The 25,555-nt window shown below is 35.5% G+C and carries 22 protein-coding genes and 3 tRNA genes; 8 read left to right on the plus strand and 17 right to left on the minus strand.

The features are described 5' to 3' along the window. Positions 1 to 28: 28 nt before the first annotated feature. Genes HT679_RS03250 through HT679_RS03280 form a run of 7 tightly spaced genes read right to left on the minus strand, consistent with a single transcriptional unit; the run spans position 29 to position 6,434 of the window. Positions 29 to 823 (minus strand): energy-coupling factor transporter transmembrane protein EcfT, encoded by a 795-nt coding sequence (locus tag HT679_RS03250; RefSeq protein WP_023940631.1) that lies wholly within the window; start codon positions 821 to 823, stop codon positions 29 to 31. Next, positions 816 to 1,655, minus strand: a complete 840-nt coding sequence (locus HT679_RS03255; RefSeq protein ID WP_173212954.1) for an energy-coupling factor transporter ATPase — start codon at positions 1,653 to 1,655, stop codon at positions 816 to 818. The genes HT679_RS03250 and HT679_RS03255 overlap by 8 nt, the downstream gene beginning before the upstream one ends. Then, positions 1,640 to 2,467, minus strand: a complete 828-nt coding sequence (locus tag HT679_RS03260; protein WP_173212956.1) for an energy-coupling factor ABC transporter ATP-binding protein — start codon at positions 2,465 to 2,467, stop codon at positions 1,640 to 1,642. Before HT679_RS03260 ends, HT679_RS03255 begins: the two co-directional genes overlap by 16 nt. Further along, positions 2,464 to 3,009, minus strand: a complete 546-nt coding sequence (pgsA, locus tag HT679_RS03265; RefSeq protein ID WP_173212958.1) for a CDP-diacylglycerol--glycerol-3-phosphate 3-phosphatidyltransferase — start codon at positions 3,007 to 3,009, stop codon at positions 2,464 to 2,466. Before pgsA ends, HT679_RS03260 begins: the two co-directional genes overlap by 4 nt. A gap of 10 nt (positions 3,010 to 3,019) precedes the next feature. Continuing rightward, entirely contained in the window at positions 3,020 to 3,862 is an 843-nt protein-coding gene (gene rodZ / locus HT679_RS03270; RefSeq protein ID WP_001227963.1) for a cytoskeleton protein RodZ, read from the minus strand. A gap of 41 nt (positions 3,863 to 3,903) precedes the next feature. Beyond that, positions 3,904 to 5,187, minus strand: a complete 1,284-nt coding sequence (locus HT679_RS03275; protein WP_173212960.1) for a pitrilysin family protein — start codon at positions 5,185 to 5,187, stop codon at positions 3,904 to 3,906. Further along, positions 5,184 to 6,434, minus strand: coding sequence for a pitrilysin family protein (locus HT679_RS03280; protein ID WP_173212962.1), 1,251 nt, complete (start codon positions 6,432 to 6,434; stop codon positions 5,184 to 5,186). The genes HT679_RS03275 and HT679_RS03280 overlap by 4 nt, the downstream gene beginning before the upstream one ends. 158 nt (positions 6,435 to 6,592) lie before the next feature. On the opposite strand from HT679_RS03280, the gene yaaA reads away from it, so the two are divergent. Together yaaA and recF are read left to right on the plus strand one after the other, a co-directional pair. Beyond that, complete coding sequence (gene yaaA / locus HT679_RS03285; protein ID WP_000455897.1) at positions 6,593 to 6,961, plus strand: S4 domain-containing protein YaaA; 369 nt, start codon at positions 6,593 to 6,595, stop codon at positions 6,959 to 6,961. A 2-nt stretch (positions 6,962 to 6,963) separates the two neighbouring features. Beyond that, positions 6,964 to 8,061, plus strand: a complete 1,098-nt coding sequence (recF, locus tag HT679_RS03290) for a DNA replication/repair protein RecF (protein ID WP_173212964.1) — start codon at positions 6,964 to 6,966, stop codon at positions 8,059 to 8,061. A 49-nt stretch (positions 8,062 to 8,110) separates the two neighbouring features. Here recF and guaB read toward each other — a convergent pair whose 3' ends face one another. After that, on the minus strand, positions 8,111 to 9,589 hold the full coding sequence (gene guaB, locus HT679_RS03295) for an IMP dehydrogenase (RefSeq protein ID WP_000073402.1): 1,479 nt from the start codon (positions 9,587 to 9,589) through the stop codon (positions 8,111 to 8,113). A 151-nt stretch (positions 9,590 to 9,740) separates the two neighbouring features. Continuing rightward, positions 9,741 to 10,766, minus strand: a complete 1,026-nt coding sequence (trpS, locus tag HT679_RS03300) for a tryptophan--tRNA ligase (protein WP_000165450.1) — start codon at positions 10,764 to 10,766, stop codon at positions 9,741 to 9,743. Between the two features lie 221 nt (positions 10,767 to 10,987). Between trpS and HT679_RS03305 the strand changes: the two genes are divergently transcribed. Continuing rightward, complete coding sequence (locus HT679_RS03305) at positions 10,988 to 12,610, plus strand: ATP-binding cassette domain-containing protein (RefSeq protein ID WP_000958774.1); 1,623 nt, start codon at positions 10,988 to 10,990, stop codon at positions 12,608 to 12,610. 61 nt (positions 12,611 to 12,671) lie between these two features. Beyond that, positions 12,672 to 15,215 carry a YfhO family protein gene (locus tag HT679_RS03310; RefSeq protein WP_173212967.1) on the plus strand — a complete coding sequence of 848 codons (2,544 nt, stop codon included), beginning with the start codon at positions 12,672 to 12,674 and terminating at the stop codon, positions 15,213 to 15,215. A 26-nt stretch (positions 15,216 to 15,241) separates the two neighbouring features. Here HT679_RS03310 and HT679_RS03315 read toward each other — a convergent pair whose 3' ends face one another. Beyond that, positions 15,242 to 17,884: a YhgE/Pip domain-containing protein gene (locus HT679_RS03315; RefSeq protein WP_100910940.1), complete on the minus strand. Its 2,643-nt coding sequence runs from the start codon at positions 17,882 to 17,884 to the stop codon at positions 15,242 to 15,244. A 127-nt stretch (positions 17,885 to 18,011) separates the two neighbouring features. Here HT679_RS03315 and HT679_RS03320 point away from each other — a divergent pair, with 127 nt between their 5' ends. Next, positions 18,012 to 18,554 (plus strand): TetR-like C-terminal domain-containing protein, encoded by a 543-nt coding sequence (locus HT679_RS03320; RefSeq protein WP_049511269.1) that lies wholly within the window; start codon positions 18,012 to 18,014, stop codon positions 18,552 to 18,554. A 40-nt stretch (positions 18,555 to 18,594) separates the two neighbouring features. On the opposite strand, the gene HT679_RS03325 is transcribed toward HT679_RS03320, so the two are convergent. The 7 genes from HT679_RS03325 to rlmH all read right to left on the minus strand — a co-directional run bounded on the left by HT679_RS03325 (position 18,595) and on the right by rlmH (position 21,779). Then, positions 18,595 to 18,668 (minus strand) — tRNA-Asn (locus HT679_RS03325). A gap of 5 nt (positions 18,669 to 18,673) precedes the next feature. After that, positions 18,674 to 18,745, minus strand: a tRNA-Glu gene (locus HT679_RS03330). A 51-nt stretch (positions 18,746 to 18,796) separates the two neighbouring features. Beyond that, the gene (gene comE / locus HT679_RS03335) at positions 18,797 to 19,549 is read right to left on the minus strand and encodes a competence system response regulator transcription factor ComE (protein WP_000866069.1); all 753 of its coding nucleotides are present in this window, start codon (positions 19,547 to 19,549) and stop codon (positions 18,797 to 18,799) included. Next, the gene (gene comD, locus HT679_RS03340; protein WP_173212969.1) at positions 19,546 to 20,871 is read right to left on the minus strand and encodes a competence system sensor histidine kinase ComD; all 1,326 of its coding nucleotides are present in this window, start codon (positions 20,869 to 20,871) and stop codon (positions 19,546 to 19,548) included. Before comD ends, comE begins: the two co-directional genes overlap by 4 nt. Before the next feature lie 20 nt (positions 20,872 to 20,891). Then, positions 20,892 to 21,017, minus strand: a complete 126-nt coding sequence (gene comC / locus HT679_RS03345) for a competence-stimulating peptide ComC (RefSeq protein ID WP_173212972.1) — start codon at positions 21,015 to 21,017, stop codon at positions 20,892 to 20,894. A gap of 165 nt (positions 21,018 to 21,182) precedes the next feature. Beyond that, positions 21,183 to 21,256 (minus strand) — tRNA-Arg (locus HT679_RS03350). A 43-nt stretch (positions 21,257 to 21,299) separates the two neighbouring features. Next, positions 21,300 to 21,779, minus strand: a complete 480-nt coding sequence (gene rlmH, locus HT679_RS03355; protein WP_173212975.1) for a 23S rRNA (pseudouridine(1915)-N(3))-methyltransferase RlmH — start codon at positions 21,777 to 21,779, stop codon at positions 21,300 to 21,302. Between the two features lie 183 nt (positions 21,780 to 21,962). On the opposite strand from rlmH, the gene HT679_RS03360 reads away from it, so the two are divergent. The 3 genes from HT679_RS03360 to dnaA all read left to right on the plus strand — a co-directional run bounded on the left by HT679_RS03360 (position 21,963) and on the right by dnaA (position 25,534). Further along, entirely contained in the window at positions 21,963 to 23,144 is a 1,182-nt protein-coding gene (locus HT679_RS03360) for a S1C family serine protease (protein ID WP_050242853.1), read from the plus strand. Positions 23,145 to 23,201: 57 nt separating this feature from the next. Next, on the plus strand, positions 23,202 to 23,960 hold the full coding sequence (locus HT679_RS03365) for a ParB/RepB/Spo0J family partition protein (RefSeq protein WP_173212977.1): 759 nt from the start codon (positions 23,202 to 23,204) through the stop codon (positions 23,958 to 23,960). A gap of 212 nt (positions 23,961 to 24,172) precedes the next feature. Then, positions 24,173 to 25,534 (plus strand): chromosomal replication initiator protein DnaA, encoded by a 1,362-nt coding sequence (dnaA, locus tag HT679_RS03370; RefSeq protein WP_023944973.1) that lies wholly within the window; start codon positions 24,173 to 24,175, stop codon positions 25,532 to 25,534. Positions 25,535 to 25,555 lie beyond the last annotated feature (21 nt).

Here is a 25,555-nt window from a genome sequence, read left to right on the forward strand (position 1 = left end):
TAACTTTTAATCAATTCTTTAAATGCTACTAAGATTTTAAGAAAAATAAGCAACAACCAAGTACGAGAATAACAAGAATAGTCAGCGTATCCTTTCGAGTCCATTCCAATTGTCGGTATTGACTTCTGCCTTTTCCACCCTGATAACCACGCGCTTCCATAGCGATAGCTAAAGAATCTGCACGTTTTAAACTTGTTGCAAAAAGAGGAATCAAAATTGGAATCATAGCCTTCACCTTTTGAACAATGCTTCCTTCACCAAAATCCACTCCACGCGCTTTCTGTGCATTCATAATCCGCGTCGTATCATCCATCAAGGTTGGGACAAAACGTAGACTCATGGACAGCATCAATCCAATTTCATGAACTGGAACTTTCACACGCTTTAAAGGCGCTAACAAAGCTTCGACAGCTGAGGCCAAACTTAAGGGCATGGTCGTTAAGGTTAACAAAGTTGAAAAGAAAATAATCAATACAAAGCGACAAAAAATAATTCCAGCTTGTTGCAAAGCATAATCCGTGATTCTCACAAACGAAAACTCAAATAAAACATTCCCATTAGAAATGAAAAATAGTTGAAAAATAGTTGTGAAGGCAATCAAGAAAAACATAGACTTCAAGCCCTGAATAAAAAATGAAAGAGATACTCCTGACAAGGCAATAAATATCCCTGTCGCTATAAAAAGAATTAAATTCGTCAAGGGAGTATTAGCCCAGAAAACGATTAAAATCAGTAACATCATAGCAAGCAATTTGCTACGTGGATCCAATCGGTGAACAATCGAATCCCCTGGGATATAACGTCCCAAAATCATACTATCCATTTAGCGACTCCTTGAACTCCTCTATCTTAATCGGTAATCGTTTAAATGACACGCCTCTATCAGCCAATCGTTTACAAAAGGCCGTAATTTTAGGTACTCCCAACTGCACTTCTTCCATAAAGACAACATCTTGAAAGACATCACTTGGTTTTCCCCCCTTCACTAAACGTCCCTTTTCCATTACATAGACTTGATTCGCATATTCAGCAACATCATCCATCAAATGCGTTACCAAGACAATGGTCATCCCTGACTGGTGGAGTTTTTTGAACAAATTCATCAGCTCTTTTCTTCCCAGGGGATCTAGGCCTGCTGTGGGCTCATCTAAGACTAATATGGCTGGTTCCATGGCAAGTATGCCTGCAATGGCGACACGTCTCATTTGTCCACCTGATAGCTCAAACGGACTACGATCAAAAAGTGATTCATCAATTCCAACCAGAGCCAGTTTCTCACGCGCAATCTGCTCCGCATCTTCTTCAGAAACTCCAAAATTTTGCGGTCCAAAAGCAACGTCTTTCAAAACCGTTTCTTCAAAAATCTGATTTTCAGCAAACTGAAATACCAAGCCAACCTGTTTTCTAATTTGACGAATATCTTTATTTTTAGAAGTCGAGGTGATTAAGGTATCAAAAACCCTCACACTCCCTTGACTTGGCACCAATAAACCATTTAAGAGTTGTAAAATAGTTGATTTGCCACTACCTGTGTGCCCAATTAAAGCTGTATAAGAACCATCTTCAATCGTCAAAGAAACATCCGACAAAGCTGCTGAAGCTAAGGGAGTACCTTCTTGATATGTAAAACTCACATTTTCTAGAGCAATTCCCATAGCTTATCCTCTAGCTCACTTTCTGTCAAATAATTTTCAGGTAAATCATAGCCATTCTGGCTCAAAGAATATTTTAATTGATTAGCAAAAGGATTGTCTAATCCAATTTGATCTAAATCATTTCGAGAGAAAAGTTCTCTTGGGCTACTGGTTGATTCAATTTCCCCTTTTTTCATGACCAACACACGATCACTCATGGCAACTTCTTCCAAATCATGGGTAATGGAAATGACCGTCATATCATAGTCTTTCCGAATTCCTTTTACTGTCTCAATCAGTTCTCTACGTCCCTCAGGATCCAACATACTTGTTGCTTCATCTAAGATTAAAATAGCTGGTCTTAGGGCTACAACACCTGCAATGGCCACACGTTGCTTTTGGCCACCTGATAGACGCGCTGGCTCTCTCTTTTTAAAGTCCAACATGCCAACCAAATCCAGAGCTTCTTCCACTCTCTTTTTCATTTCTTGACGAGAAAGTCCCTGATTTTCCAAACCAAAGGCTACATCATCTTCAACAGTCGCTCCAACAAATTGATTATCTGGATTTTGAAAAACCATACCGATTTGACGACGTATATTCCAAACATTTTCCTCAGTCAGCCGTTTGCCATCAATTACAATCTCTCCGGATTCTGCTTCCAGTAAACCATCAATTAAGCGAACCGTCGTTGATTTACCACTACCATTATGTCCTACAATCGAAAGCCATTCTCCACGTTTCACGTGAAACGTAATATCCTTCACATCATAGTATTCCTGATTTTCCTTATAACGAAAAGAAAGATTTTTTACATCAATTATTGATTTCATTTCGAACCAAATGTCCCTTTAAATACATAGGCACTACCCTTAAAATAATCATAGCCAGAGTAGATAGTGAAAAATAAGGCTACATAAAGTAGAACTTGACCAAGCAAAGTCCAATGTAATAGCAAGAAAATAATCGCAAACATCTGACTAAAAGTTTTAATTTTTCCAGGCATTGCTGCTGCTAAAACTGTTCCTCCAGTTTCAACCAGTAACAGCCTTAAACCTGTCACAGCTAACTCTCGACAGATAATCACTGCAACAATCCAAGCCGGAGCCATACCTAGCTCAATCAACATAATAAAAGCCGACATAACTAGTAGTTTATCCGCCATAGGATCTGCAAATTTACCGAAATTACTGACCACATTCCATTTACGAGCTAAATATCCGTCTAAATAATCTGTAATACTGGCAATAGCAAAGATAATATCCGCCACTATATGACTCTCTATCGAATTTCCTACTGTTAAAATAAAGATAAAAATAGGTATAAAGAGAATTCGACCTATTGTTAAGAGATTGGGAATTTGTTCTTTTTTCATTCGTTTTTCCTTAATTTTTAGTAAAGGTTACAGTGATTTGCCCAGTCTGCGCTGTTAACTTCGACAAATCAACAGTCTGATTATCTACTGTCAAAGTAACACCTTTTACAACACCTAACGTAATGGTTACAGGACTTTTAGTTGCAACTGTTGCTTCTGCACTTTTATTATCCGGTGATAAGGTTACACCGCCCTCAAGTTCGCTTTCTGAAACGCTGACCCAACTTGTAACATCTGAAACTGCCAATTGCAGTTTAACTGTTTCCTTACTTGTCTTATAAGCGATTTCTACATGATTTCCTTCACCTGATACACTTATAGCTGATTCTATACTAGAAGAACTACTAGATGAACTACTACTTGAGGAGTGGGGAACAGAGCTAGTTGAACTTATCGAACTTGTTGATTGAACCACACTGTAATTAGAAAGAGAAGGCCCCTCTGGTTGGGTTTGAATATAGTTCCAAACATAATAGGTCACAAAAATTAAAATAGATAAGGCAAAAAGGATAAAATAAAATAAAGGTAAAAAGGATGTTTTTTTCTTCTTTTTCTTACTTGAACGTCTACGACCTGTCAACTCGTCTTCATCAACATCTACTTCCTCATAAGTAATCATACTCCCAGAATCATAAGCATCCAAGACAATTTGGTCATCTAACTCAACAGCCCATGCATATTTTCTCAAGAAAGAACGCGTGTAAAAAGGACTTGGAAGTTGATCGAAATCGTCTGCTTCCATTGCTTCCAACATATCTAACTGGATTTCTGTCTTTTTCTGCAATTCATCTAAACTCAATCCCTGATTGATTCTAGCTAATCGTAAAACCTCACCAATTGTTTTTTTCCTCATACTTGTCATCCCTTCTTTCTAGTATCTATTATGATAGGTTACTACGATGGGAATATTGTAAAATCAACTATATCCCCTTCATCTATTAAGTGATGTCCTGCTTCAAGGACATCCTCTAAAGTAATTTCCTGTAAAATCTTTGGTAAGTCAAAAATTGTCTCACCATGTTCAAAAGCATCATATTGCGTTGCAATAAATTCAAGAGAGTTCATGCTACTGAAAAATTCGCCAAACATCTCTCTTTTGATAATATCTAAATGTTCCTCTGTAATATCTAAATCCTTTGTAAAATTACGAATAGCCTTCCTGAATTGATGAGACAAAGCAACTGGCTCTTTCGTATCCATTGTCAACATGACAAAATGAAAGCGACTTGTTACTTCAATTTCAAGAGATAGGGAAGCATCTAATTTACCTGATTCATAACATTTTTGAAAACGATCCGAAGTCCAACCAAACATCATTGCAAACAATAATTTTAATAAAATATGATGTCGATAGCAATCCGCCTCAGCAACTTCTCGCTTACCTCTAACTCCAATCGCTAGTTTGGGAGAAGATACTTCCATTCTCATACTATCTGTTGGTTTTACATCTTGTAAAAGCAACTTTTCTCTTGCTACTTCCTGAACATCTAAATCTTTCAATTCTTTTCTTTCAAAATAGTCCTGTACTTGATCCACATCAAAATTGCCAACTAAAAACAGAGACATGTTTACAGGTTTGTAAAACTTTGTAAAATTTTCTTGCAAATTCGTTAGATGGATTTGGGAAATGGACTCCTCACTTCCAACTATATCCGTTGCTAAAGGTGTGCCAGGATATAAATTCGCTAAGGTTGAAAAGAATAAACACGAATCTGGATCATCTTGATACATTTCTCGTTCTTGCTGGATAATATCCTGCTCTCTCAAAATGGAATCTTCAGTAAAGTGTGCTGATGTTACCAATTCATCAAGTAAGTCTAAATTCTCTAAGAGATAATCCGTTGCTGAAAAAAGATAGTTTGTTTTTGTAAAGCTTGTAAAGGCATTACTATCTGCACCTAGACTCGTAAAAGCAGACATCAAATCGCTAGCATCTTCTCTTTCAAATAATTTATGTTCAAGAAAATGAGCAATTCCCGCAGGATATTGTTTTACATCTCCGTCAACTTCTGTGACAAGCGTATCTACCGAACCAAACTGGACAGTTACACTCCCGTAAACCTCTTTAAATTCCTTTTTAGGCAAAAGAGCAACTGTCAATCCATTCGACAAACGAGTTCGATAAACCATTTCTTTTACAGCTGGATAGTATTTTTCTTCAAAAACAACCTTTGTCATTCTATTCCTTCCATAAAGTAAATCGCTTGTAGTTTCACATTATTAGCTGCTCTACAAATATCATCTTTGTCAACTTGCTCGAGTTTTGCAATCCAACCTTTAAAGTCTGCTGAAGATTTTCCAAGTAAGGCATTTTGATAAGCACGTTCAATCAATGAACCTTGATTATCTTGAGAAAGCAACAAAGACCGACGAATCATTTCCTTGGTCTGCTCTAGCTCAAGCTCTGTAAAATAACCTTTTTTAAAATCAAGTAATTGATTATTCATCATTTTTCGAGCCTGATTCCTATTTTCTCGATTGATACCAGCATACATCCTCAAAAATCCACTAAATAAATCAAGCTGACTTGAAATAGTATAAGCCAATCCAGCATTTTCACGGACATTTGTAAATAGTTTAGAGTGAGCAAATCCACCAAGTAAACCATTCATTACAATCATGGGTAAATGTTGCTCATCACCATATTCAGAAGGGCAATGATATCCCAACTCTAAAATAGACTGTCCCACATTTTTCCTAACCATGCCTTCTTGCAAGATATTGGAATAAGGTTGGCAATATTGAATCTTCACATCTACTTCTCGACCTTTAAAGCCAAATGATTCTAATACATTTTGAATTTCAACCTCATTAAAGTCACCTAGGAAAAAGAAATCTATTCGATCATTGGCCAAAAATTCTTGGAAACAAGAATAAGAACTTTGTGGAGTTTCAGCTAAAATACGATTTCGTAAATCACTATACTCCAATTGGAGACGTTCGTCATGAAAAAATAATTTGTCTAATTCTTTATGTGAAAAATAAAAAGAATCATCCATATCTGCTGCTAAACTTGCTAGCAATTGTTTTTTCTCAATTTCAAATAAGGCTGGATCAAACCCATTATCAACTACTACGGGTGAAAAAAGAGTTTCTTTTACAAGTTCCAAAACCTGAGAAGTTAGCACATTTTTCCTACTTAAAAACTCATCACGAACATAGGTAAATGTCAATTCTACAATATGACTTTGCCCTCTTCTGAAACAATTGGTTGACATATCTGTACCGTATAGACTGGCCAAGTGTCTCCTCAAAGCTTGAGAAGTAGGGTACATCAGATTAGCAGTCTCTAGCATACTCGCACTCAACATGCGACCTGCAATCGTATCGAGGGATAATGGAGCTGTAAAACGCACGGTAATTTTGTTCGTTTTAAATTTCTTTGATTGGATAAAATGTGTTGAAATTCCATACACTAACTCCATGATTCACCTCCTTATATACAGACTTCTATTATATCACGAAAACCTGAAATTTTCTTGTTCTCTGTAACAGTTTTGAAATAAAAATCGCTTACATTTCTCCCTGTTTCTCTCACTATTTTTAGGAAAATATGGTATAATACCAAAGATTGAGGTGAATTATGGAATACAAATTATTTGAAGAATTTATTACCCTCCAAGCACTACTCAAAGAACTTGGAATTACACATAGCGGAGGAGCTATCAAATCCTTTCTCTCTGAACATTCTGTTTACTTTAATGGGGAATTAGAGAGTCGTCGCGGTAAAAAACTTCGTATTGGTGATAAAGTTGACATCCCTGACATGAATATTGACATCTTGTTGACACAACCTACTTCTGAGGAGCAAGATGAATATCAAGCTGATAAAGTTGAAAAAGAACGAATCGCTAAACTTGTTAAGGAGATGAATAAAGGAGTAAAAAAAGATAAATCAAAACCTACTTCATCACCCAAAAGCAAACAAGCTCCGCGATTCCCTGGTAGATAATCATGTGGCTACAACACCTATCTCTCAAAACTTTTCGTAACTACAAAGAGACGAAAATAGACTTTAATCCTAAATTAAATGTCTTTTTAGGACGTAATGCACAAGGTAAAACAAATATGTTAGAGGCTATCTATTTTTTAGCCTTAACACGTAGCCATCGAACTCGAACAGATAAAAATCTCATTCATTTTGATGAGGAACAACTTCATCTTTCAGGTCTTGTTCAGAAAAAAACGGGATCTATTCCTCTCGAAATTGAACTAACACAAAAAGGGCGTGTGACAAAAGTTAATCACTTAAAACAGGCACGACTTTCAGATTATGTAGGACACATGAATGTTGTCTTATTTGCTCCTGAAGATTTACAACTAATTAAGGGAGCACCTTCGGTTCGACGAAAATTTATTGATATGGAGCTTGGGCAAATTAAGCCAATCTATTTATCAGATTTAACCAATTATAATCACATCCTAAAACAAAGAAACACTTATCTAAAATCAGCTCAAACAATAGATGAAACCTTCCTTTCAGTGTTGGATGATCAGCTAGTTGATTATGGATGTCGTGTGATGAATCACCGCTTAGATTTCATAAAAAAACTAGAACATTTTGGCCATAAGAAACATTTTGAACTTTCTAATCAGATTGAAGAGTTGTCAATATCCTATCAATCTTCTGTAAAGATAACTGACAAGGAAGACTTATCTGAATCTTTCAAAATCGCTTTAGAAAAAAGTAAATCTAGAGATTTATTTAAAAGAAATACTGGTGTTGGTCCTCATCGAGATGATATTTCTTTTTATATAAATGGGATGGATGCTAGTTTTGGAAGTCAAGGTCAACATCGTAGTCTCGTCCTCTCGATAAAATTAGCAGAAATCGAATTAATGGAAAGCATCACTACAGAATCTCCAATATTACTGCTTGACGATGTTATGAGCGAACTTGACAACACTAGACAACTAAAATTATTAGAAACGATTTCTCAGTCAATCCAAACCTTTATCACGACAACAAGCTTAGATCATCTTCAAAATCTACCAGAAAATCTAAGTATTTTCACTATTCAAGATGGTAAAGTTATTGTAAATAAAACTTGACAACATTGTAAAAGAACTCCTGTTTTTGCAGGAGTTCTTTTCATTTCTTTTACATAGAATAATTTGGCGCCTCATTAGTAATTTGTACATCGTGAGGGTGGCTTTCTTTCAAACCAGCACCAGACATTTCAATAAATTGAGCATTATCGTGTAGTTCTTTAAGGTTAGCTGCACCACAGTAACCCATACCAGAGCGAATACCGCCAATCATTTGGAAGACAATATCAGCTGCCGCACCTTTATAAGCAACACGACCTTCAATTCCTTCTGGAACAAGTTTGTTTGCTTCATTAACAGAACCTTGGAAGTAACGATCGCTTGAGCCTTTTTTCATAGCAGCAATTGATCCCATACCACGGTAAGTCTTGAACTTACGTCCTTGGAAGATTTCAGTTTCACCTGGTGCTTCGTCTGTTCCAGCAAACATTGATCCAAGCATAACAGCATTTCCACCAGCCGCAAGTGCTTTTACAATATCTCCAGAATACTTGATTCCACCGTCAGCAATGATAGTCTTACCATATTCACGCGCAACAGCTGCAGCATCGTAGATAGCTGTTACTTGCGGAACACCAACACCAGCAATTACTCGAGTAGTACAGATAGAACCTGGTCCAATACCAACCTTGACAACATCTACACCTGCTTCATAAAGGGCACGTGCACCTTCAGCAGTTGCAATATTTCCAGCAATCAAAGTACGATCTGGGAAGTGAGCACGAATCTCAGCAATTTTACGCAAGACACCTGCAGAATGACCATGTGCAGTATCAATAACAATCGCATCCGCCCCTGCCTCAAAAAGCGCCTCTGCACGTTCAAAGGTATCTGAAGTAACACCTACTGCACCTGCAACTAGTAGACGACCAAACTCATCTTTAGCAGCATTTGGAAACTCAATAACCTTTTCAATATCTTTGATAGTAATCAAACCAGAAAGACGACCTTCTTCATCTACCAACGGAAGCTTTTCAATACGGTGTTCTTGAAGAATGCTCTCAGCTATTGCAAGATCTGTACCCACAGGAGCAGTCACAAGATTTTCACTAGTCATATGGTTTGAAATTGGTTGATTATAATCTGAAATAAAACGAAGATCTCGGTTTGTCAAAATACCAACCAATTTACGATTTTCAAGTGTTTCAACAACTGGAACACCACTGATGCGGTAACGACCCATAAGCTCATCTGCTTCAGCAATTGTATGTTCAGGCGTCAAGAAGAACGGATCAATAATAACCCCATTTTCAGAACGTTTTACCTTACGAACCTCGTCTGCTTGTTGAGCAATTGACATGTTTTTATGGATAACTCCGAGACCACCTGCACGAGCAATAGCAATGGCCATTTGACTCTCTGTAACTGTGTCCATGGCAGCGGTAATAATTGGGATATTTAAAGTCAGATTATCTGCCAATTTAGTTGTTAAATCTGCATCGTTAGGCAACACATGACTTTCAGCTGGAATAAGCAATACATCATCAAAGGTAAAACCTTTTTTCAAAAATTTAGTGTCCCAATTAGACATTCGAAGTTTCCTCTTTTCTTTCTTTTTGAGCTTGACTCTTTTTATATTGTATCTATCATACCATTCTATAAAAATTTGTCAAATGTTACAGGGGTAAATAAAAAACTATCTTTTCTTTGAGATAGAAATGATAGTTTCTTATAAAATAAACTTAGTTAAAGTAATGAAGTCCCATTGCCCCTTTAACCTCAGATAGGGTTTGACCCGCAACTTCACGCGCTCTTTCACTACCTTTTTGAAGCATATTATAAACTTCTCCCATATCCTTAGCAAATTCGATACGGCGCTCACGAATAGGACCCAGTTCACGTTCTAGTATTTCAAGTAGATAACGCTTGGTCTTCACATCACCAAGACCACCTCGTTGATAATGTTCTTTCATGTCAGCAATTTCTTGAGCATCTTCTGGGCGACCAAAAACATCTAGATAATGGAAAACCATATTTCCCTCAATCTTACCTGGATCTTCCACTCGAATATGATCTGGATCTGTATACATACTCATTACTTTTTTACGCAAAGTATCCGCATCATCAGCTAAATAAATACCATTATTAAGGGATTTAGACATTTTAGCATTTCCATCTAAACCAGGTAAACGACCCGCTCTCTCATTTTCTGGATAAATACCTTCCGGTTCTACCAAGACATCACAGTTATATGCATTGTTAAAAGAACGAACAATTTCACGAGTTTGCTCAATCATTGGCTTCTGATCTGTCCCAACAGGAACATAATCAGCTTTGAAAGCTGTGATGTCAGCTGCTTGAGCTATTGGATAGACCAAGAATCCTGTCGGAATGCTTTCTCCAAATCCTTTCTGAGCAATTTCTGTCTTGACAGTTGGATTACGCTCCAGACGTGCTAATGAAACCAGATTCATATAATACATAGACAACTCAGCCAACTCTGGAATCTGGCTTTGAATAAAAATAGTTGACTTACTTGGATCCAATCCAACTGCAAGGTAATCCAAAGCCACATTTCCGATAGACTCTACAATGGTTTGAGGATCTTTGGCATGATCTGTCAAGGCTTGTTGGTCAGCCAAGAACACAAACATATCATACTTATCCTCTTCCTGTAATAATACTCGATTTTTGAGACTTCCAACATAATGTCCAATATGCAATTTTCCTGTTGGACGGTCTCCTGTTAAAATAATGGGTTTAGTCATTTTGTTCTCCTTCGATATAGTCCCTTCAATTATAGCATTTTTTTAATGAAATAACCGCAATTTATCAAAATAAATCAACCTTACTATTCACGGATTTGTGTAAAGTATAATGTAAATATAATTTACACAAAATTGACAGATAAAAATTTGAATATTTCCGTATTTTCTAGTAGAATAAATATATTACACATAAAATATATTACACATATAGGAGAAAAACATTGCTTACAGTATCTGATGTTTCACTACGTTTTAGTGATCGCAAACTTTTTGATGATGTCAATATCAAATTTACAGAAGGAAATACTTATGGATTAATCGGTGCTAATGGTGCCGGAAAATCAACCTTTTTAAAAATTTTAGCTGGAGATATCGAACCTACTACTGGTCACATCTCTCTTGGTCCAGATGAGCGTCTCTCTGTTCTCCGTCAAAATCACTTTGACTATGAAGATGAACGTGCCATTGATGTCGTTATCATGGGAAATGAAAAACTTTATAGCATCATGAAAGAGAAAGATGCTATCTACATGAAGGAAGATTTCTCAGACGAGGACGGGGTTCGTGCTGCCGAACTCGAAGGAGAGTTTGCTGAGCTTGGAGGCTGGGAAGCAGAAAGCGAAGCCTCTCAACTCCTTCAAAACCTAAACATTCCAGAAGAATTACACTACCAAAACATGAGCGAATTGGCCAACGGTGAGAAAGTAAAGGTTCTCCTTGCCAAAGCACTTTTTGGTAAACCTGATGTTCTTCTTTTGGACGAGCCTACCAACGGTTTGGATATCCAATCGATTACTTGGTTAGAAGACTTCTTGATTGACTTTGATAACACAGTTATCGTAGTATCCCACGACCGTCACTTCTTAAACAAAGTATGTACTCACATGGCCGACCTTGACTTCGGAAAAATCAAACTCTATGTCGGAAACTATGACTTCTGGAAGGAATCTTCTGAACTCGCTGCTAAATTGCTAGCAGACCGTAATGCCAAAGCAGAAGAAAAAATTAAACAATTGCAAGAGTTCGTTGCTCGTTTCTCTGCTAATGCTTCTAAATCAAGACAAGCAACATCACGTAAGAAAATGCTTGATAAGATTGAACTTGAAGAAATTGTACCATCTAGTCGTAAATATCCATTTATCAACTTTAAAGCGGAGCGTGAGATTGGTAATGATCTCTTGACAGTAGAAAATCTAACTGTAAAGATTGATGGTGAGACTATTTTAGATAATATCAGCTTTATTTTGCGTCCAGGTGATAAAACAGCGCTTATTGGACAAAATGATATCCAAACGACTGCATTGATTCGTGCAATCATGGGAGACATTGACTATGAAGGAACTGTCAAGTGGGGAGTTACTACTAGCCGTTCTTACTTGCCAAAAGATAACTCGGCCGATTTTGCAGGGGGAGAGTCAATCCTTGACTGGTTGCGTCAATTCGCAAGTAAAGAAGAAGATGACAATACTTTCCTACGTGGCTTCCTTGGCCGTATGCTCTTCTCTGGAGATGAGGTTAACAAACCTGTCAACGTCTTGTCAGGGGGAGAAAAAGTTCGTGTCATGCTTTCAAAACTCATGCTCTTAAAATCAAATGTCCTTGTCCTCGATGATCCAACAAATCACTTGGACTTGGAATCTATCTCAAGCTTGAATGATGGATTGAAAAACTTTAAAGAATCAATCATCTTTGCCAGCCATGACCACGAGTTTATTCAAACTTTGGCTAACCATATCATTGTCTTGTCTAAAAATGGCGTCATCGACCGTATCGATGAAACCTACGATGAATTCCTAGAAAATGCAGAAGTACAAGCAAAAGTTAAAGAACTTTGGAAAGACTAAATAAAACTTCAAAACTCAGTTGGGTTAACCAGCTGAGTTTTCTAACATTTTATGAGGTAACATGAAATTATTTTTTAAAACATATTGGACCTATTTTGTTTCTTTCATCATTCCCATAATCATTATGATAGGAGTATACCTATCTCAAGGTATCTACTGGAATAGCGACAACTCTCCTCTATTAGGAGATGGTTTTCATCAATACGTTATTTTTGATGTAGCTTTACGAAATATCCTACATGGAAATGGTAGTCTGTTTTACACCTTTACAAGTGGCCTCGGATTAAATTTCTATGCCCTATCTAGTTATTACTTGGGAAGTTTCCTTTCACCTCTAGTTTACTTTTTTGATCTAATGAATATGCCAGATACTGTCTATCTGACAACTCTCTTAAAATTTGGATTGATTGGACTGTCAACTTACTTTAGTTTAAATAAATTATTTCAATCGATTCCTAAGCCTTTAAAACTAGCTTTATCTACTTCCTATGCTCTGATGAGTTTCACTGTCAGTCAATTAGAGATAAAAACCTGGCTAGATGTTTTTATCTTGATTCCTTTAATTATAACTGGTTTACATCTGCTGATAACTGAAAAGAAATTCCTATTGTACTTTACAAGTCTGTCAATTTTGTTTATTCAAAATTATTATTTTGGATATATGACAGTATTGTTTCTTATTTTCTGGTATCTCTGTCAAATTTCGTGGGACTTTAAGACTCGAAAATCATCTGTTCTTGATTTCATAGTTATCTCCTTTTTAGCTGGTATGGCTAGTTTGATTCTGACTCTTCCTACTCTGTTTGATTTACAGACACATGGGGAAAAATTGACTGAAGTTACAAAGTTTCAAACTGAAAGTAGCTGGTATCTTGATCTCTTTGCTAAGCAATTCATCGGTTCCTTTGATACAACAAAGTATGGGGCTATTCCAATGATTTTTGTAGGACTACTTCCCTTTATTTTGACCATTTTATTTTTTACGCTGAAATCCATTAAGTTTCACGTGAAACTTATCTATGCAATCTTCTTTGAATTTCTAATTGCTAGCTTTTATATAGAAGCTCTTGATTTATTTTGGCAAGGCATGCATACTCCAAACATGTTTTTACATCGCTATGCTTGGATTTTCTCTACCTTGTTAATTTACACAGCAGCGGAAGTCTTAAATCGTCTGAAAGAAATTAAAATCTGGAATTTTTTAGTTTCGCTTTTTCTTATAGTAACAGGATTTTTAGCTACCATATATCTAAAATCACATTATTCTTTTTTAACAGATTTGAATATTCTGCTTACTCTTGAATTTTTGGTTGTCTATTCGCTTTTACTCCTTGCAGTTATCAAAAAGTTTATCTCTGTAAATCTATTTGCCATTCTAATCTCTTTATTTATAATGGTTGAAATGAGTTTAAATGCTTCATCTCAAATAGACGGAATTGCTAAAGAATGGGGTTTTGCTTCTCGAAGTTCATATAATCGAGATATCCCAGCTATGGAATCTTTCTCAACATATATTGGAAATCAATTTACTCGTAGTGAGAAACTAGAAACTCAAACAGGAAATGACAGTATGAAATTCAACTACAATGGAATCTCTCAATTTTCATCTGTTCGAAATCGTTCAGCAAGCTCTACTTTGGATAAACTTGGGTTTAAATCCTCTGGGACTAATCTCAATCTACGCTATGCAAATAATAGTATTTTGGCTGATAGTTTATTTGGCATCCAGTACAATATCTCAGAAAACCCTATTGATAAGTATGGTTTCCAAGATGTATATCAAAAAGATAATCTTACCCTATATGAAAATCAATACTCCCTTCCGATTGCATTTGCTAGTCAATCTGTTTACAATGATGTCAAGTTCAATGAACACACTTTGGATAATCAGGCCTCGTTTTTAAATCAACTTGCTAACGTCGATTTTGATTATTTTTCTCCAATCCCCTATGAAAAAACTGAAAATACTAATGATTTGACTAGTGTCACAAGTTCTTCAAATGAGGATGCATCAATACAGTATCAAATTGAAGTGCCAGAAAACAGCCAAGTTTATCTTTCTTTCACAAACCTTCACTTTTCTAATGACAAACAAAAGAAGGTTGACATCCTTGTCAATGGAAAAAAGAAAACTTTTACAACTGATAATGTCTTCTCCTTCTTTAATCTAGGCTATACAAAAGATACAAAAACTTTTAATATTCATGTTAGTTTCCCTGGAAATTCACAAGTATCATTTGAATCTCCTACCTTCTACCGTTTAGATACCCAAACTTTAACTGAGGCAATTCAAAAAATTAAAGAACAACCTGTCACAGTATCAACTTCTAAAAACAATGTTTTTGCTACATATGATGTCCAACAAGATACATCTATTTTTTTCACTATTCCTTATGACAAAGGTTGGTCTGCCTACCAAGATGATAAGAAAATAGAAATGAAACAAGCTCAAACTGGCTTTATGAAAGTTGACGTTCCTAAGGGAAAAGGAACTATTACACTTTCCTTTATTCCCAATGGTTTTATTACTGGAGCAATCTGTTCCTTTACTTCTCTTTTACTATTTGGAATCTATAATCACAAACGAAAATCATCTAAGACATAAAAAAATCGACCAGTTGGTCGATTTTTTTAATCTTCTTCCATTTTCTTAGGTTGATAGGCTAGCATACCTAAACAAATAAATAGTACTAATATAACGGCAAGGAAAATAACTTGATGATGAATATTTCCTGTCATAGAGATTGTTTGTCGTAATCCCGAAACTGAATAACTCATTGGTAACCAGGGATTAATAGCTCTAAAGAAATCATTTGTCAAGGCAAGTGGATAAGTACCTGCACTTGATGCTAACTGTAATAAAAGCAAGATAAGAGAAAAGAAAGCTCCTATACGACTATTCCATGTTGTTAAAGCGGTCACCATGGACATGAATACTAAACTTGTTAGGATAATGAGAATAAATGTTCTCATCTCATGATTTGCAGTTAAACCAATAAGATGAACTCCTCCATATACCAAAATTCCTGCTAAAACAGCTATAATACCATTTATTTCTGCTCGAGATTTCAACCAAGCCCAACGGCTCTCTGGATGACGTCCTGAAGGCAACTTCGCAAAGATCATATTCGTTGATATTGCTGCAACAAAGAGAGCAACTGATATCATATAAGGAGCCATTGCAATTCCATTTACAGGAACTTGGTCATTGTCAGTTTTGGATAGACTGAGAGGATTTGACAAAATCTCTGCATTTTTAGATTCTGTTGATGCTGACTTGAGTTGATCACTAGCATTACTTAGTCCTTGTCCTAAAGAAGCAGCTCCTGTCTGTAAACCTTCCAATCCAGAAGTTAACTTTGTTCCACCTTCTGCTAGTTTCCCAGATCCATCTGCCAATTTATTAGCTCCATTCTCTAATTGAGAAGCACCTGAAAGTAACTGACTGGATTTGTCTGCTAATTTCCCAGATCCTGATTGTAATTTATCAATTCCTGCTATCAATTCTTGACTCTTTTGATTCAATTGGTTAGAGCCAGTTGATAATTTTTCAATACCAGATACTAATTCTGGAGTTTTTTCAACTAATTGACCAACTCCTGCTGTCAAGTTAGAAGATTTTTGTGTCAAGGTAGTTGAGCCTGAAACTAGTTGATCCAGACTACCTGTCAAGGTGGAATTCTTTTCACTTAGTTGACTTGCGCCTTGAGAAACTTTATCAACACCTGCAGTATATGCATTTACACCCGATGTAATCGACTGACTGGCAGGAACTAATTTGCTAGCAACAGCTCCTTGTATCTCTGTTAATCCACTTGTCAATCCTGTCAAAGAAGTAGAAGCAAGCGGTAATACTTGATTAGCTTGATTTTTTAAAGTCGAAAGATTAGAAGATTGATTTTGTAAGTTTTCTAAACTTCCTTGTAAACCTTGAACTAAAGCTACAATTGACTGTGCTGATTGAATACTATCAGTCGAATTTTGAGATACAGAAGCACTTATCTCAGCTTGTTGCTCACTTGTCAATGATTGATAAGCTGCTGTCGATTGAATATTGGCTAATGTAGTTGCTTTTTCAGACTGAGCACTTGCTAACATTTGATTAGAAAGAGATGCTATACTTGATAAAACAGAATCTAATTGTTTTGTATCTCCAACATCAATATTTTGAATAACTTGATTTAACTGATTCAGACCAGAAGATAATTGATTAATTTGATCTTTTTTCCCAGACGAAGCATCTAACTTGCTAGAAAGTTGTTGAATTCCTTCACTTAATTGCTCCATACCCATTCGAAGTGTAGCTGATTGATTGGATAACTGATTAGCACCTGTTGCAAGATTTCCCACTCCATTGGTGTAGGCACTAACACCAGATGAAAATTGATTAAGACCAGCATTAAGCTGAGAAACACCGCCAGTATAGGATTCTACACCAGTATATAACTGATTGATTCCTCTTACTAATTCAGGACTTTTAGAAGATAATTGACCTAATCCGCTATCTAATTGACTCACTGCACCAGTATATGTAACTAAACCACTATTAAAATTTCCTAAGCCAAGATGAAGTTGTTCAACACCAGAAACATAAGCAGATAATCCTTTAGTAAACTGCTCCGTTCCATTTGAAAAGGTTAAACTTGAAGCTGCTAAAGAGTGTAGGTTAGTAGTTAATGTTTGACTTCCTGTCACTAACTGATTCACTCCATCAGTTAATTTTTCACTACCAGAAGCTGCTTGACTCATACCATCCTTTAAATTGACCATTTTGTTGAATAAAGCTTTAGTATAGGTCTCGGTTACATTGGTAGAAACACTCTGCTTTAATTGTGTCATTGCAGAATCACTCATCTTGCTGGCAATAAAACTATGACCACTTGAAGTCTGATAATCGATTTGCATTTGCTCTGGATGATCCGTTAAAATAGAAGCTGCTTTTTCAGATAAATCACTTGGTAAAGTCACTACCATATAGTAATCGCCATCTTCCAATCCCTTCTTTCCTTCCTCTTCATCTACAAAATGAAAATCCAAGGTTTTATTTTCTTTTAAATTGGTCACCATGTCTTTTCCTATAGACATGCTATTACCATTATAGGAAGCATCTTTATCATGATTGACAACTGCCACAGGTAAGTCAGACAATTGACCATATGGATCCCACATTGAGGACAAAAATATGATATTGTACAGAGCTGGAATAAGAGAAATCCCTATCATGACAATAATAAAGGTTGGTTTTTTAAAAATTGCTTTCCATTCTTTAAACATAGTTTCTCCTTTTTTAAACATATTGTCTAAAATTTTGATATAATAGATTATACAATAAAAAATCTAAATTACAAGATAAAAAATCCATTTTTAGACATATAGTCTAATTTGTTTACAAGGAGGAAATATGAAAGAAAGTAACAAACGCTTAAAAACAAAGCGAACTATTGAAAATGCTATGGTACAATTACTGATGGAACAGCCATTTGATCAAATTTCTACTGTCAAGTTAGCAGAAAAAGCCGGAATTAGTCGTTCCAGCTTCTATACGCACTATAAGGATAAGTATGATATGATCGAGCACTATCAAAGTAAGCTATTTCATACATTTGAATATATTTTTCAAAAACATGCTCATCACAAAAGAGATGCTATTTTAGAAGTATTTGAATATCTAGAATCAGAACCACTTCTGGCTGCCCTTCTTTCTGAAAATGGGACTAAAGAAATCCAAAATTTCTTACGAAATAAACTTCATATCATGCTTAGTACGGATTTACAAAAACGCTTTATGCAACTAAATCTAAATACCACTGAATTAGAATATAGTAGCATCTATCTAACTCATGCACTTTTTGGTGTTTGTCAAACTTGGATTGCACACGGAAAAAAAGAAAGTCCTCAAGAAATAACAGACTTCCTTATGATGATGCTTGGTGATACAAATTGATACAAAAAGAGGAACACAGTTGTGTTCCCTTTTATCTATACTCCGCCAGTAGGACTCGAACCTACGACATCATGATTAACAGTCATGCGCTACTACCAACTGAGCTATGGCGGATAAAATAGTCCGTACGGGATTCGAACCCGTGTTACCGCCGTGAAAAGGCGGTGTCTTAACCCCTTGACCAACGGACCTTCTATCTGTAGCAGATATAACCATTATATCAATTTCTTACTAATTGTCAATCACTTTTGAGATTTTTTCTCTAAAATATCTTTTAACTTTCTAATTTTTAACCTCGAAATAGGACAGCGATGGTCTTCATAGAAAACAACTTCTAGATTCTTTCGATCAATTTCTCTGATATTGCCTATATTTACCAAAAATGACTTATGAGGAGAATAAAATCGCTGAGTATGTTTGTCCTTTTCCTGAATATCTGTCATGGTACCGTAAAACTCTTTGGCAAAATTCTTACCAATAATGCGCAATTTATGAGAGACTCCTGTTGTCTCAATATACAAAATATCATGGTAAGGGATTTTTAAATCATTTCCCTTATAATTGTAGTCAAAATAATCTACAACATCTTCATTTTCAAGTAACATACTCTTCGTGTAGAAGATATTTTGCTCAATTCTCTTCTTAAACATCTCATCATTGATATCCTTATCAACAAAATCTAGGGCTGATACTTGATATTTATAGGTCAAAGTCGCAAACTCTGATCTACTGGTGATAAAGACGATAATAGCGTAAGGATTGTAATGACGAATGAGCTGAGCCACTTCAAATCCCTTTTTCTCAATTCCATGAATATCGATATCTAGGAAATAAAGCTGATTTACTTCATCATTTTCAATGTATTCTTCAAATTCACGGACTTTTCCTGTTGTCTTGTATGATATTGGAATATTCGATTCTTTCGAAATTTCATCCAATATTCTTTCTAGTCTCACTTGATGTTCAATAACATCCTCTAAAATTAAAACTTTCATTCAAATTCCCTCTTAAATCTAATAATTTGTCTAAATGTACTGCCTTCCATCTCTGTTTCTAAAATAATATTGTTGTACTTATCTAGTAGTTCTTTCACATTATTTAGGCCGACTCCGCGATTTCTTCCCTTAGTGGAGAATCCTAAGGCAAATAGATCTCCTGAAGGAGTCATCGTCATTTTACATGAATTCTGAATCACAATCACTGTTTCAGTTTCCATCTTAATAACTGCCACTTCCATCTGCTTTTTATAACTATCAGCCGATCCTTCGACAGCATTATTCAATAAAACGCTCATAATACGAACCAAATCCAATAGTTCAATTGGGAGCTTGGTAATCGTATCTTTTACTTCCAGTGTAAACTCTACACCATTATTTCGAGCATAGACAATGGACTGAGCAACCAAACTTCGTAAAGCTGAATCTTCTATGTTGTTCAAATCAAAGTAAGTGTACTTATCTGAACGCAGTTTATGATTAGCTTTAACCAAAACTTCGTTGTAAACTCTGTCAATTTCCTGTAAATTACCACTGTCAATTGCCATATGCATACTGACAAGCATCCCAGCATAATCATGTCGAAAACCACGAATTTCATTATACAGACCGACAATTTCATCTGTATAATTCTGTAAATGTTTCTGTTCAAATTTCTTCTGCTTCAACGCAATCTCTTTTTCTATTTGTTCTTTATGCGAATTCATTGCAAAGAAGGTCAAAAGGAGAGAGATAAAGACAATAGATGACAAAATACTTCCAAAACTATTCAAATGTTTAATCGTACTTACCATATCTGAAACGAAAGATGCAGTATGGAGCAGTAGTAAAGCAAAAAATACTTTTTTCAAGAAGGGATAAAGGTAGTCCTTATCAAAATAGTTTAGTTCTAGATGGAAATAATGAATGATTGTTACGATAACGACATAGGTCAATACCGTTACAACGAAAAAGAATGGGTAATAATATTGTAAAACAAAATTGTCTCCTGTTATAGAGGAGAAAGTTACGGACAGAAAGTTATGAGTGCTCTCATATAAAAGAGATAGTAGTAAACTTAGAAATAGTCCTCTATCCCTCTCATACTGTTTCATCCATCGAAAATAGGAATATAAGCCCAAAGGAAGTAAAAATGTTGCAGTCCCTAACCCATCCAAATTTAGAAGATAAAAGGAAAGTTCAAGTACTACTTCTACTAGTAATGTATAAGCACCAAAAACGTATAGCTCTTTTCTATTTATTTGACCTTTACAAATTAAACGGTAACTTTGACTAATAATTAAAAAATGACCAATAACTGTCCCAAATCCAAGTAAATTCATTACTCTTTCTCCTTATTTCATTACTTTTTTCGTTGGAAAAGAAAATCAAGGAGGATGTCTGAAATCCTACTTTCTCCACCTTTAATATTTTGCAAGTCTTTTTCCTTCAAGGCTACAAACTGTTCCAATTTAACTGTGTTTTTCATAATAAAATCTCCTAAAATGTTTTTTTCTTGTAAGCTAACTTACAAAAACCATTATACAAAATGGAATTTCATTTTAGATAAAATTCTCTCAACTGTCATTTTTTTCTCCCCAAGTGTACTTTTTTAAGAAAAAAGCCGGGAAAATTCCCAGCTTTGCTACTATATTGATCCCAGCAGGATTCGAACCTGCGACCGTTCGCTTAGAAGGCGAATGCTCTATCCAGCTGAGCTATGAGACCTAACACAATTATTCTACCAAAAATTCAATTAAAAGTCAATTCTCTATTTATGATAGGGTGATCCCTGCTGAATCGTAAAAGCGCGATAGATTTGTTCAACAAGAACTAGTCTCATTAACTGATGGGGCAAGGTTAAACGGCCAAAGCTGACAGAAAGATTGGCTCTCTTTTTTACAGCTGATGATAATCCTAAACTCCCTCCAATGATAAAGGTAAGAGTAGAAAATCCTTTTATAGAAGCTTCTTCTAAATTCTTACTAAATTCTTCCGAGGAGAAAGTTTTCCCTTCAATGGCTAACACAATAACAAAATCACGGTCACCAACTTTTGATAAAATTCTCTGACCTTCTATTTCTAAAATCTTTTGATTTTCTGACTCACTGGCCTTATCTGGTGTTTTTTCATCTGCTAGCTCAATCATTTCAAGTTTAGCAAATCGAGAAATTCGTTTTGAATACTCCGCGATACCATCTTTTAAATACTTTTCTTTCAGTTTCCCAACTGTTACAACTTTAATTTTCATGACTCTATTCTAACATATTCTCTATTTTTTCACATCTTATTCACAAAATAAAAAATAGATTTCAATTGAGAAAATCACAGTTTTAAAAGAGTTATCCACAGTTTGTGTAAAACTTTTTGTGTTTAAGTTATAATTAAGCTAGTCAGTTTATACTTTCAGTAATTCAAAAATATGGAGGCAAATATGAAACATTTAAAAACATTTTACAAAAAAGGGTTTCAATTATTAGTCGTTATCGTCATTAGCTTTTTTAGTGGAGCCTTGGGTAGTTTTTCAATAGCTCAACTAACTCAAAAAAGTAGTGTAAGCAACTCTAACAACAATAGCACTATCACACAGACTGCCTATAAGAACGAAAATTCAACAACACAGGCTGTTAACAAAGTAAAAGATGCTGTTGTTTCTGTTATTACTTATTCAGCAAATAGACAAAATAGCGTATTTGGCAATGATGATACTGACACAGATTCTCAGCAAATCTCTAGTGAAGGATCTGGAGTTATTTATAAAAAGAATGATAAAGAAGCTTACATCGTCACCAACAATCACGTTATAAATGGCGCCAGCAAAGTAGATATTCGATTGTCAGATGGAACTAAAGTACCTGGAGAAATCGTCGGAGCTGACACTTTCTCTGATATTGCTGTCGTCAAAATCTCTTCAGAAAAAGTTACAACAGTAGCTGAGTTTGGTGATTCTAGCAAGTTAACCGTAGGAGAAACTGCTATTGCCATTGGTAGCCCGTTAGGTTCTGAATATGCAAATACTGTCACTCAAGGTATCGTATCTAGTCTCAATCGAAATGTATCCTTAAAATCTGAAGATGGACAAGCCATTTCTACAAAAGCCATCCAAACTGATACTGCTATTAACCCAGGTAACTCTGGTGGCCCACTGATCAATATTCAAGGACAGGTTATCGGAATTACCTCAAGTAAAATTGCCACAAATGGAGGAACATCTGTAGAAGGACTTGGTTTCGCAATTCCTGCAAATGACGCTATCAATATTATTGAACAGTTAGAAAAAAACGGAAAAGTGACGCGTCCAGCTTTGGGAATTCAGATGGTTAATTTATCTAATATAAGTACAAGCGACATCAGAAGACTCAATATTCCAAGTAATGTTACATCTGGCGTAGTTGTTCGTTCTGTACAAAGTAATATGCCTGCCAATGGTCACCTCGAAAAATACGATGTGATTACAAAAGTGGATGATAAAGATATTGCTTCATCAACAGACTTACAAAGTGCTCTTTACAATCATTCTATCGGAGACACCATTAAGATCACTTACTATCGTAACGGTAAAGAAGAAACTACATCTATTAAGCTTGACAAGAGTTCAGGTGATTTAGAATCTTAATTGACATCTATGTAAAGAAAACTTTACATAATAGAAAAGATGTGTTAGTGTAGAATCATGGAAAAATTTGAAATGATTTCTATCACAGATATACAAAAAAATCCCTATCAACCCCGAAAAGAATTTGATAGAGAAAAACTAGATGAACTAGCACAGTCTATCAAAGAAAATGGAGTCATTCAACCGATTATTGTTCGTCAATCTCCTGTTATTGGTTATGAAATCCTTGCAGGAGAGAGACGCTATCGGGCTTCACTTTTAGCTGGTCTAAGGTCTATCCCCGCTGTTGTTAAACAGCTTTCAGACCAAGAGATGATGGTCCAGTCCATCATTGAAAATTTACAGAGAGAAAATTTGAATCCAATAGAAGAAGCACGTGCCTATGAATCTCTTGTAGAGAAAGGATTTACCCATGCTGAAATTGCAGATAAAATGGGAAAGTCTCGTCCATATATCAGCAACTCCATTCGTTTGCTTTCCTTACCAGATGCTATCCTTTCAGAAGTAGAAAATGGCAAACTATCACAAGCACATGCTCGTTCGCTAGTTGGATTGAATAAGGAACAACAAGACTATTTCTTTCAACGGGTTATAGAAGAAGATATTTCTGTAAGGAAATTAGAAGCTCTTCTGACAGAGAAAAAACAAAAGAAACAGCAAAAAAATGATCATTTCATACAAAATGAAGAAGAACAGTTAAAAAAACTACTCGGATTAGATGTAGAAATTAAACTATCTAAAAAAGATAGTGGAAAAATCATTATTTCTTTTTCAAATCAAGAAGAATATAGTAGAATTATCAACAGCCTGAAATAAGGCTGTTCTTTTATTTTTTTATCTCACAAGGTTATCCACTATTTTTTTCGATAAAAAGCTTAATAAATCAATAGTTTCTGACTTTATCCCCAACCTGTGGATAAAACTTGATAACATTGTGGATTATTTTTCACAGCTTGTGGAAAATTCTTACTATCTATGGTAAAATAGGTCTAGTATTAAACTTTTAAATAGTAAAGGAGGAGAAAGGATTGAAAGAAAAACAATTTTGGAATCGTATATTAGAATTTGCTCAAGAAAGACTGACTCGATCCATGTATGATTTCTATGCTATTCAAGCTGAACTCATCAAGGTAGAGGAAAATGTTGCCACTATATTTTTACCACGATCTGAAATGGAAATGGTCTGGGAAAAACAACTAAAAGATATTATTGTAGTTGCTGGATTTGAAATTTATGATGCTGAGATTACTCCTCACTATATTTTCACTAAACCTCAAGATACGGCTATCTCACAAGTTGAAGAAGCTACAAATTCAACTCTTTATGACTATAGTCCAAAGTTAGCATCTATTCCTTATTCGGATACGGGATTAAAAGAAAAGTATACCTTTGATAATTTTATTCAAGGGGATGGAAATGTTTGGGCAGTATCAGCCGCTTTGGCTGTCTCTGAAGATTTGGCCTTGACCTATAATCCTCTTTTTATCTATGGAGGACCTGGGCTTGGTAAGACTCACCTGTTAAACGCTATTGGAAATGAAATTCTAAAAAATATTCCGAATGCGCGTGTTAAATACATACCCGCTGAAAGCTTTATTAATGACTTTCTTGATCACCTAAGACTTGGTGAAATGGAAAAGTTTAAAAAAACCTATCGTAGTCTTGATCTTTTGTTAATCGATGATATCCAGTCACTCAGTGGAAAAAAAGTCGCAACTCAGGAAGAATTTTTCAATACCTTTAACGCCCTTCATGACAAGCAAAAACAGATTGTCCTAACCAGTGATCGTAGTCCAAAACATTTAGAAGGGCTCGAAGAAAGGCTTGTCACGCGCTTTAGTTGGGGATTGACACAAACTATCACACCCCCTGACTTTGAAACACGTATTGCCATTTTACAAAGTAAAACGGAACATTTAGGCTACAATTTCCAAAGTGATACTCTAGAATACCTAGCTGGGCAATTTGATTCAAATGTTCGAGATCTTGAGGGAGCTATCAACGACATCACTTTAATTGCCCGAGTAAAAAAAATCAAGGATATCACTATTGATATTGCTGCAGAAGCTATTAGAGCTCGCAAACAAGATGTTAGCCAAATGCTCGTCATCCCAATTGACAAAATCCAAAATGAAGTTGGTAACTTTTATGGTGTCAGCGTCAAAGAAATGAAAGGAAGTAGACGCCTTCAAAATATTGTGTTAGCCCGTCAAGTAGCCATGTATTTATCTAGAGAACTAACAGATAATAGTCTTCCAAAAATTGGGAAGGAATTTGGTGGTAAAGATCACACAACAGTTATTCATGCCCATGCTAAAATTAAATCTTTGATTGATGAAGACGATAATTTACGCTTAGAAATTGAATCAATCAAAAAGAAAATCAAATAACTTGTGGATAACTTTCGCTTT

This window comes from Streptococcus sp. 4886 (genome assembly GCF_013276485.1).
Classification (GTDB): Bacteria; Bacillota; Bacilli; order Lactobacillales; family Streptococcaceae; genus Streptococcus.

What these genes read in the sequence shown, in the direction of transcription:
- HT679_RS03250 (WP_023940631.1), bottom strand. Translation starts at nt 823, where the DNA reads ATGGATAGTATGATTTTGGGACGTTATATCCCAGGGGATTCGATTGTT.
- trpS (WP_000165450.1), bottom strand. Translation starts at nt 10,766, where the DNA reads ATGACTAAACCCATTATTTTAACAGGAGACCGTCCAACAGGAAAATTG.
- HT679_RS03260 (WP_173212956.1), bottom strand. Translation starts at nt 2,467, where the DNA reads ATGAAATCAATAATTGATGTAAAAAATCTTTCTTTTCGTTATAAGGAA.
- HT679_RS03310 (WP_173212967.1), top strand. Translation starts at nt 12,672, where the DNA reads ATGAAATTATTTTTTAAAACATATTGGACCTATTTTGTTTCTTTCATC.
- HT679_RS03275 (WP_173212960.1), bottom strand. Translation starts at nt 5,187, where the DNA reads ATGACAAAGGTTGTTTTTGAAGAAAAATACTATCCAGCTGTAAAAGAA.
- HT679_RS03360 (WP_050242853.1), top strand. Translation starts at nt 21,963, where the DNA reads ATGAAACATTTAAAAACATTTTACAAAAAAGGGTTTCAATTATTAGTC.
- yaaA (WP_000455897.1), top strand. Translation starts at nt 6,593, where the DNA reads ATGGAATACAAATTATTTGAAGAATTTATTACCCTCCAAGCACTACTC.
- comC (WP_173212972.1), bottom strand. Translation starts at nt 21,017, where the DNA reads ATGAAAAACACAGTTAAATTGGAACAGTTTGTAGCCTTGAAGGAAAAA.
- comD (WP_173212969.1), bottom strand. Translation starts at nt 20,871, where the DNA reads ATGAATTTACTTGGATTTGGGACAGTTATTGGTCATTTTTTAATTATT.
- guaB (WP_000073402.1), bottom strand. Translation starts at nt 9,589, where the DNA reads ATGTCTAATTGGGACACTAAATTTTTGAAAAAAGGTTTTACCTTTGAT.
- HT679_RS03320 (WP_049511269.1), top strand. Translation starts at nt 18,012, where the DNA reads ATGAAAGAAAGTAACAAACGCTTAAAAACAAAGCGAACTATTGAAAAT.
- HT679_RS03315 (WP_100910940.1), bottom strand. Translation starts at nt 17,884, where the DNA reads ATGTTTAAAGAATGGAAAGCAATTTTTAAAAAACCAACCTTTATTATT.
- rlmH (WP_173212975.1), bottom strand. Translation starts at nt 21,779, where the DNA reads ATGAAAATTAAAGTTGTAACAGTTGGGAAACTGAAAGAAAAGTATTTA.
- recF (WP_173212964.1), top strand. Translation starts at nt 6,964, where the DNA reads ATGTGGCTACAACACCTATCTCTCAAAACTTTTCGTAACTACAAAGAG.
- rodZ (WP_001227963.1), bottom strand. Translation starts at nt 3,862, where the DNA reads ATGAGGAAAAAAACAATTGGTGAGGTTTTACGATTAGCTAGAATCAAT.
- HT679_RS03365 (WP_173212977.1), top strand. Translation starts at nt 23,202, where the DNA reads ATGGAAAAATTTGAAATGATTTCTATCACAGATATACAAAAAAATCCC.
- comE (WP_000866069.1), bottom strand. Translation starts at nt 19,549, where the DNA reads ATGAAAGTTTTAATTTTAGAGGATGTTATTGAACATCAAGTGAGACTA.
- HT679_RS03280 (WP_173212962.1), bottom strand. Translation starts at nt 6,434, where the DNA reads ATGGAGTTAGTGTATGGAATTTCAACACATTTTATCCAATCAAAGAAA.
- HT679_RS03255 (WP_173212954.1), bottom strand. Translation starts at nt 1,655, where the DNA reads ATGGGAATTGCTCTAGAAAATGTGAGTTTTACATATCAAGAAGGTACT.
- pgsA (WP_173212958.1), bottom strand. Translation starts at nt 3,009, where the DNA reads ATGAAAAAAGAACAAATTCCCAATCTCTTAACAATAGGTCGAATTCTC.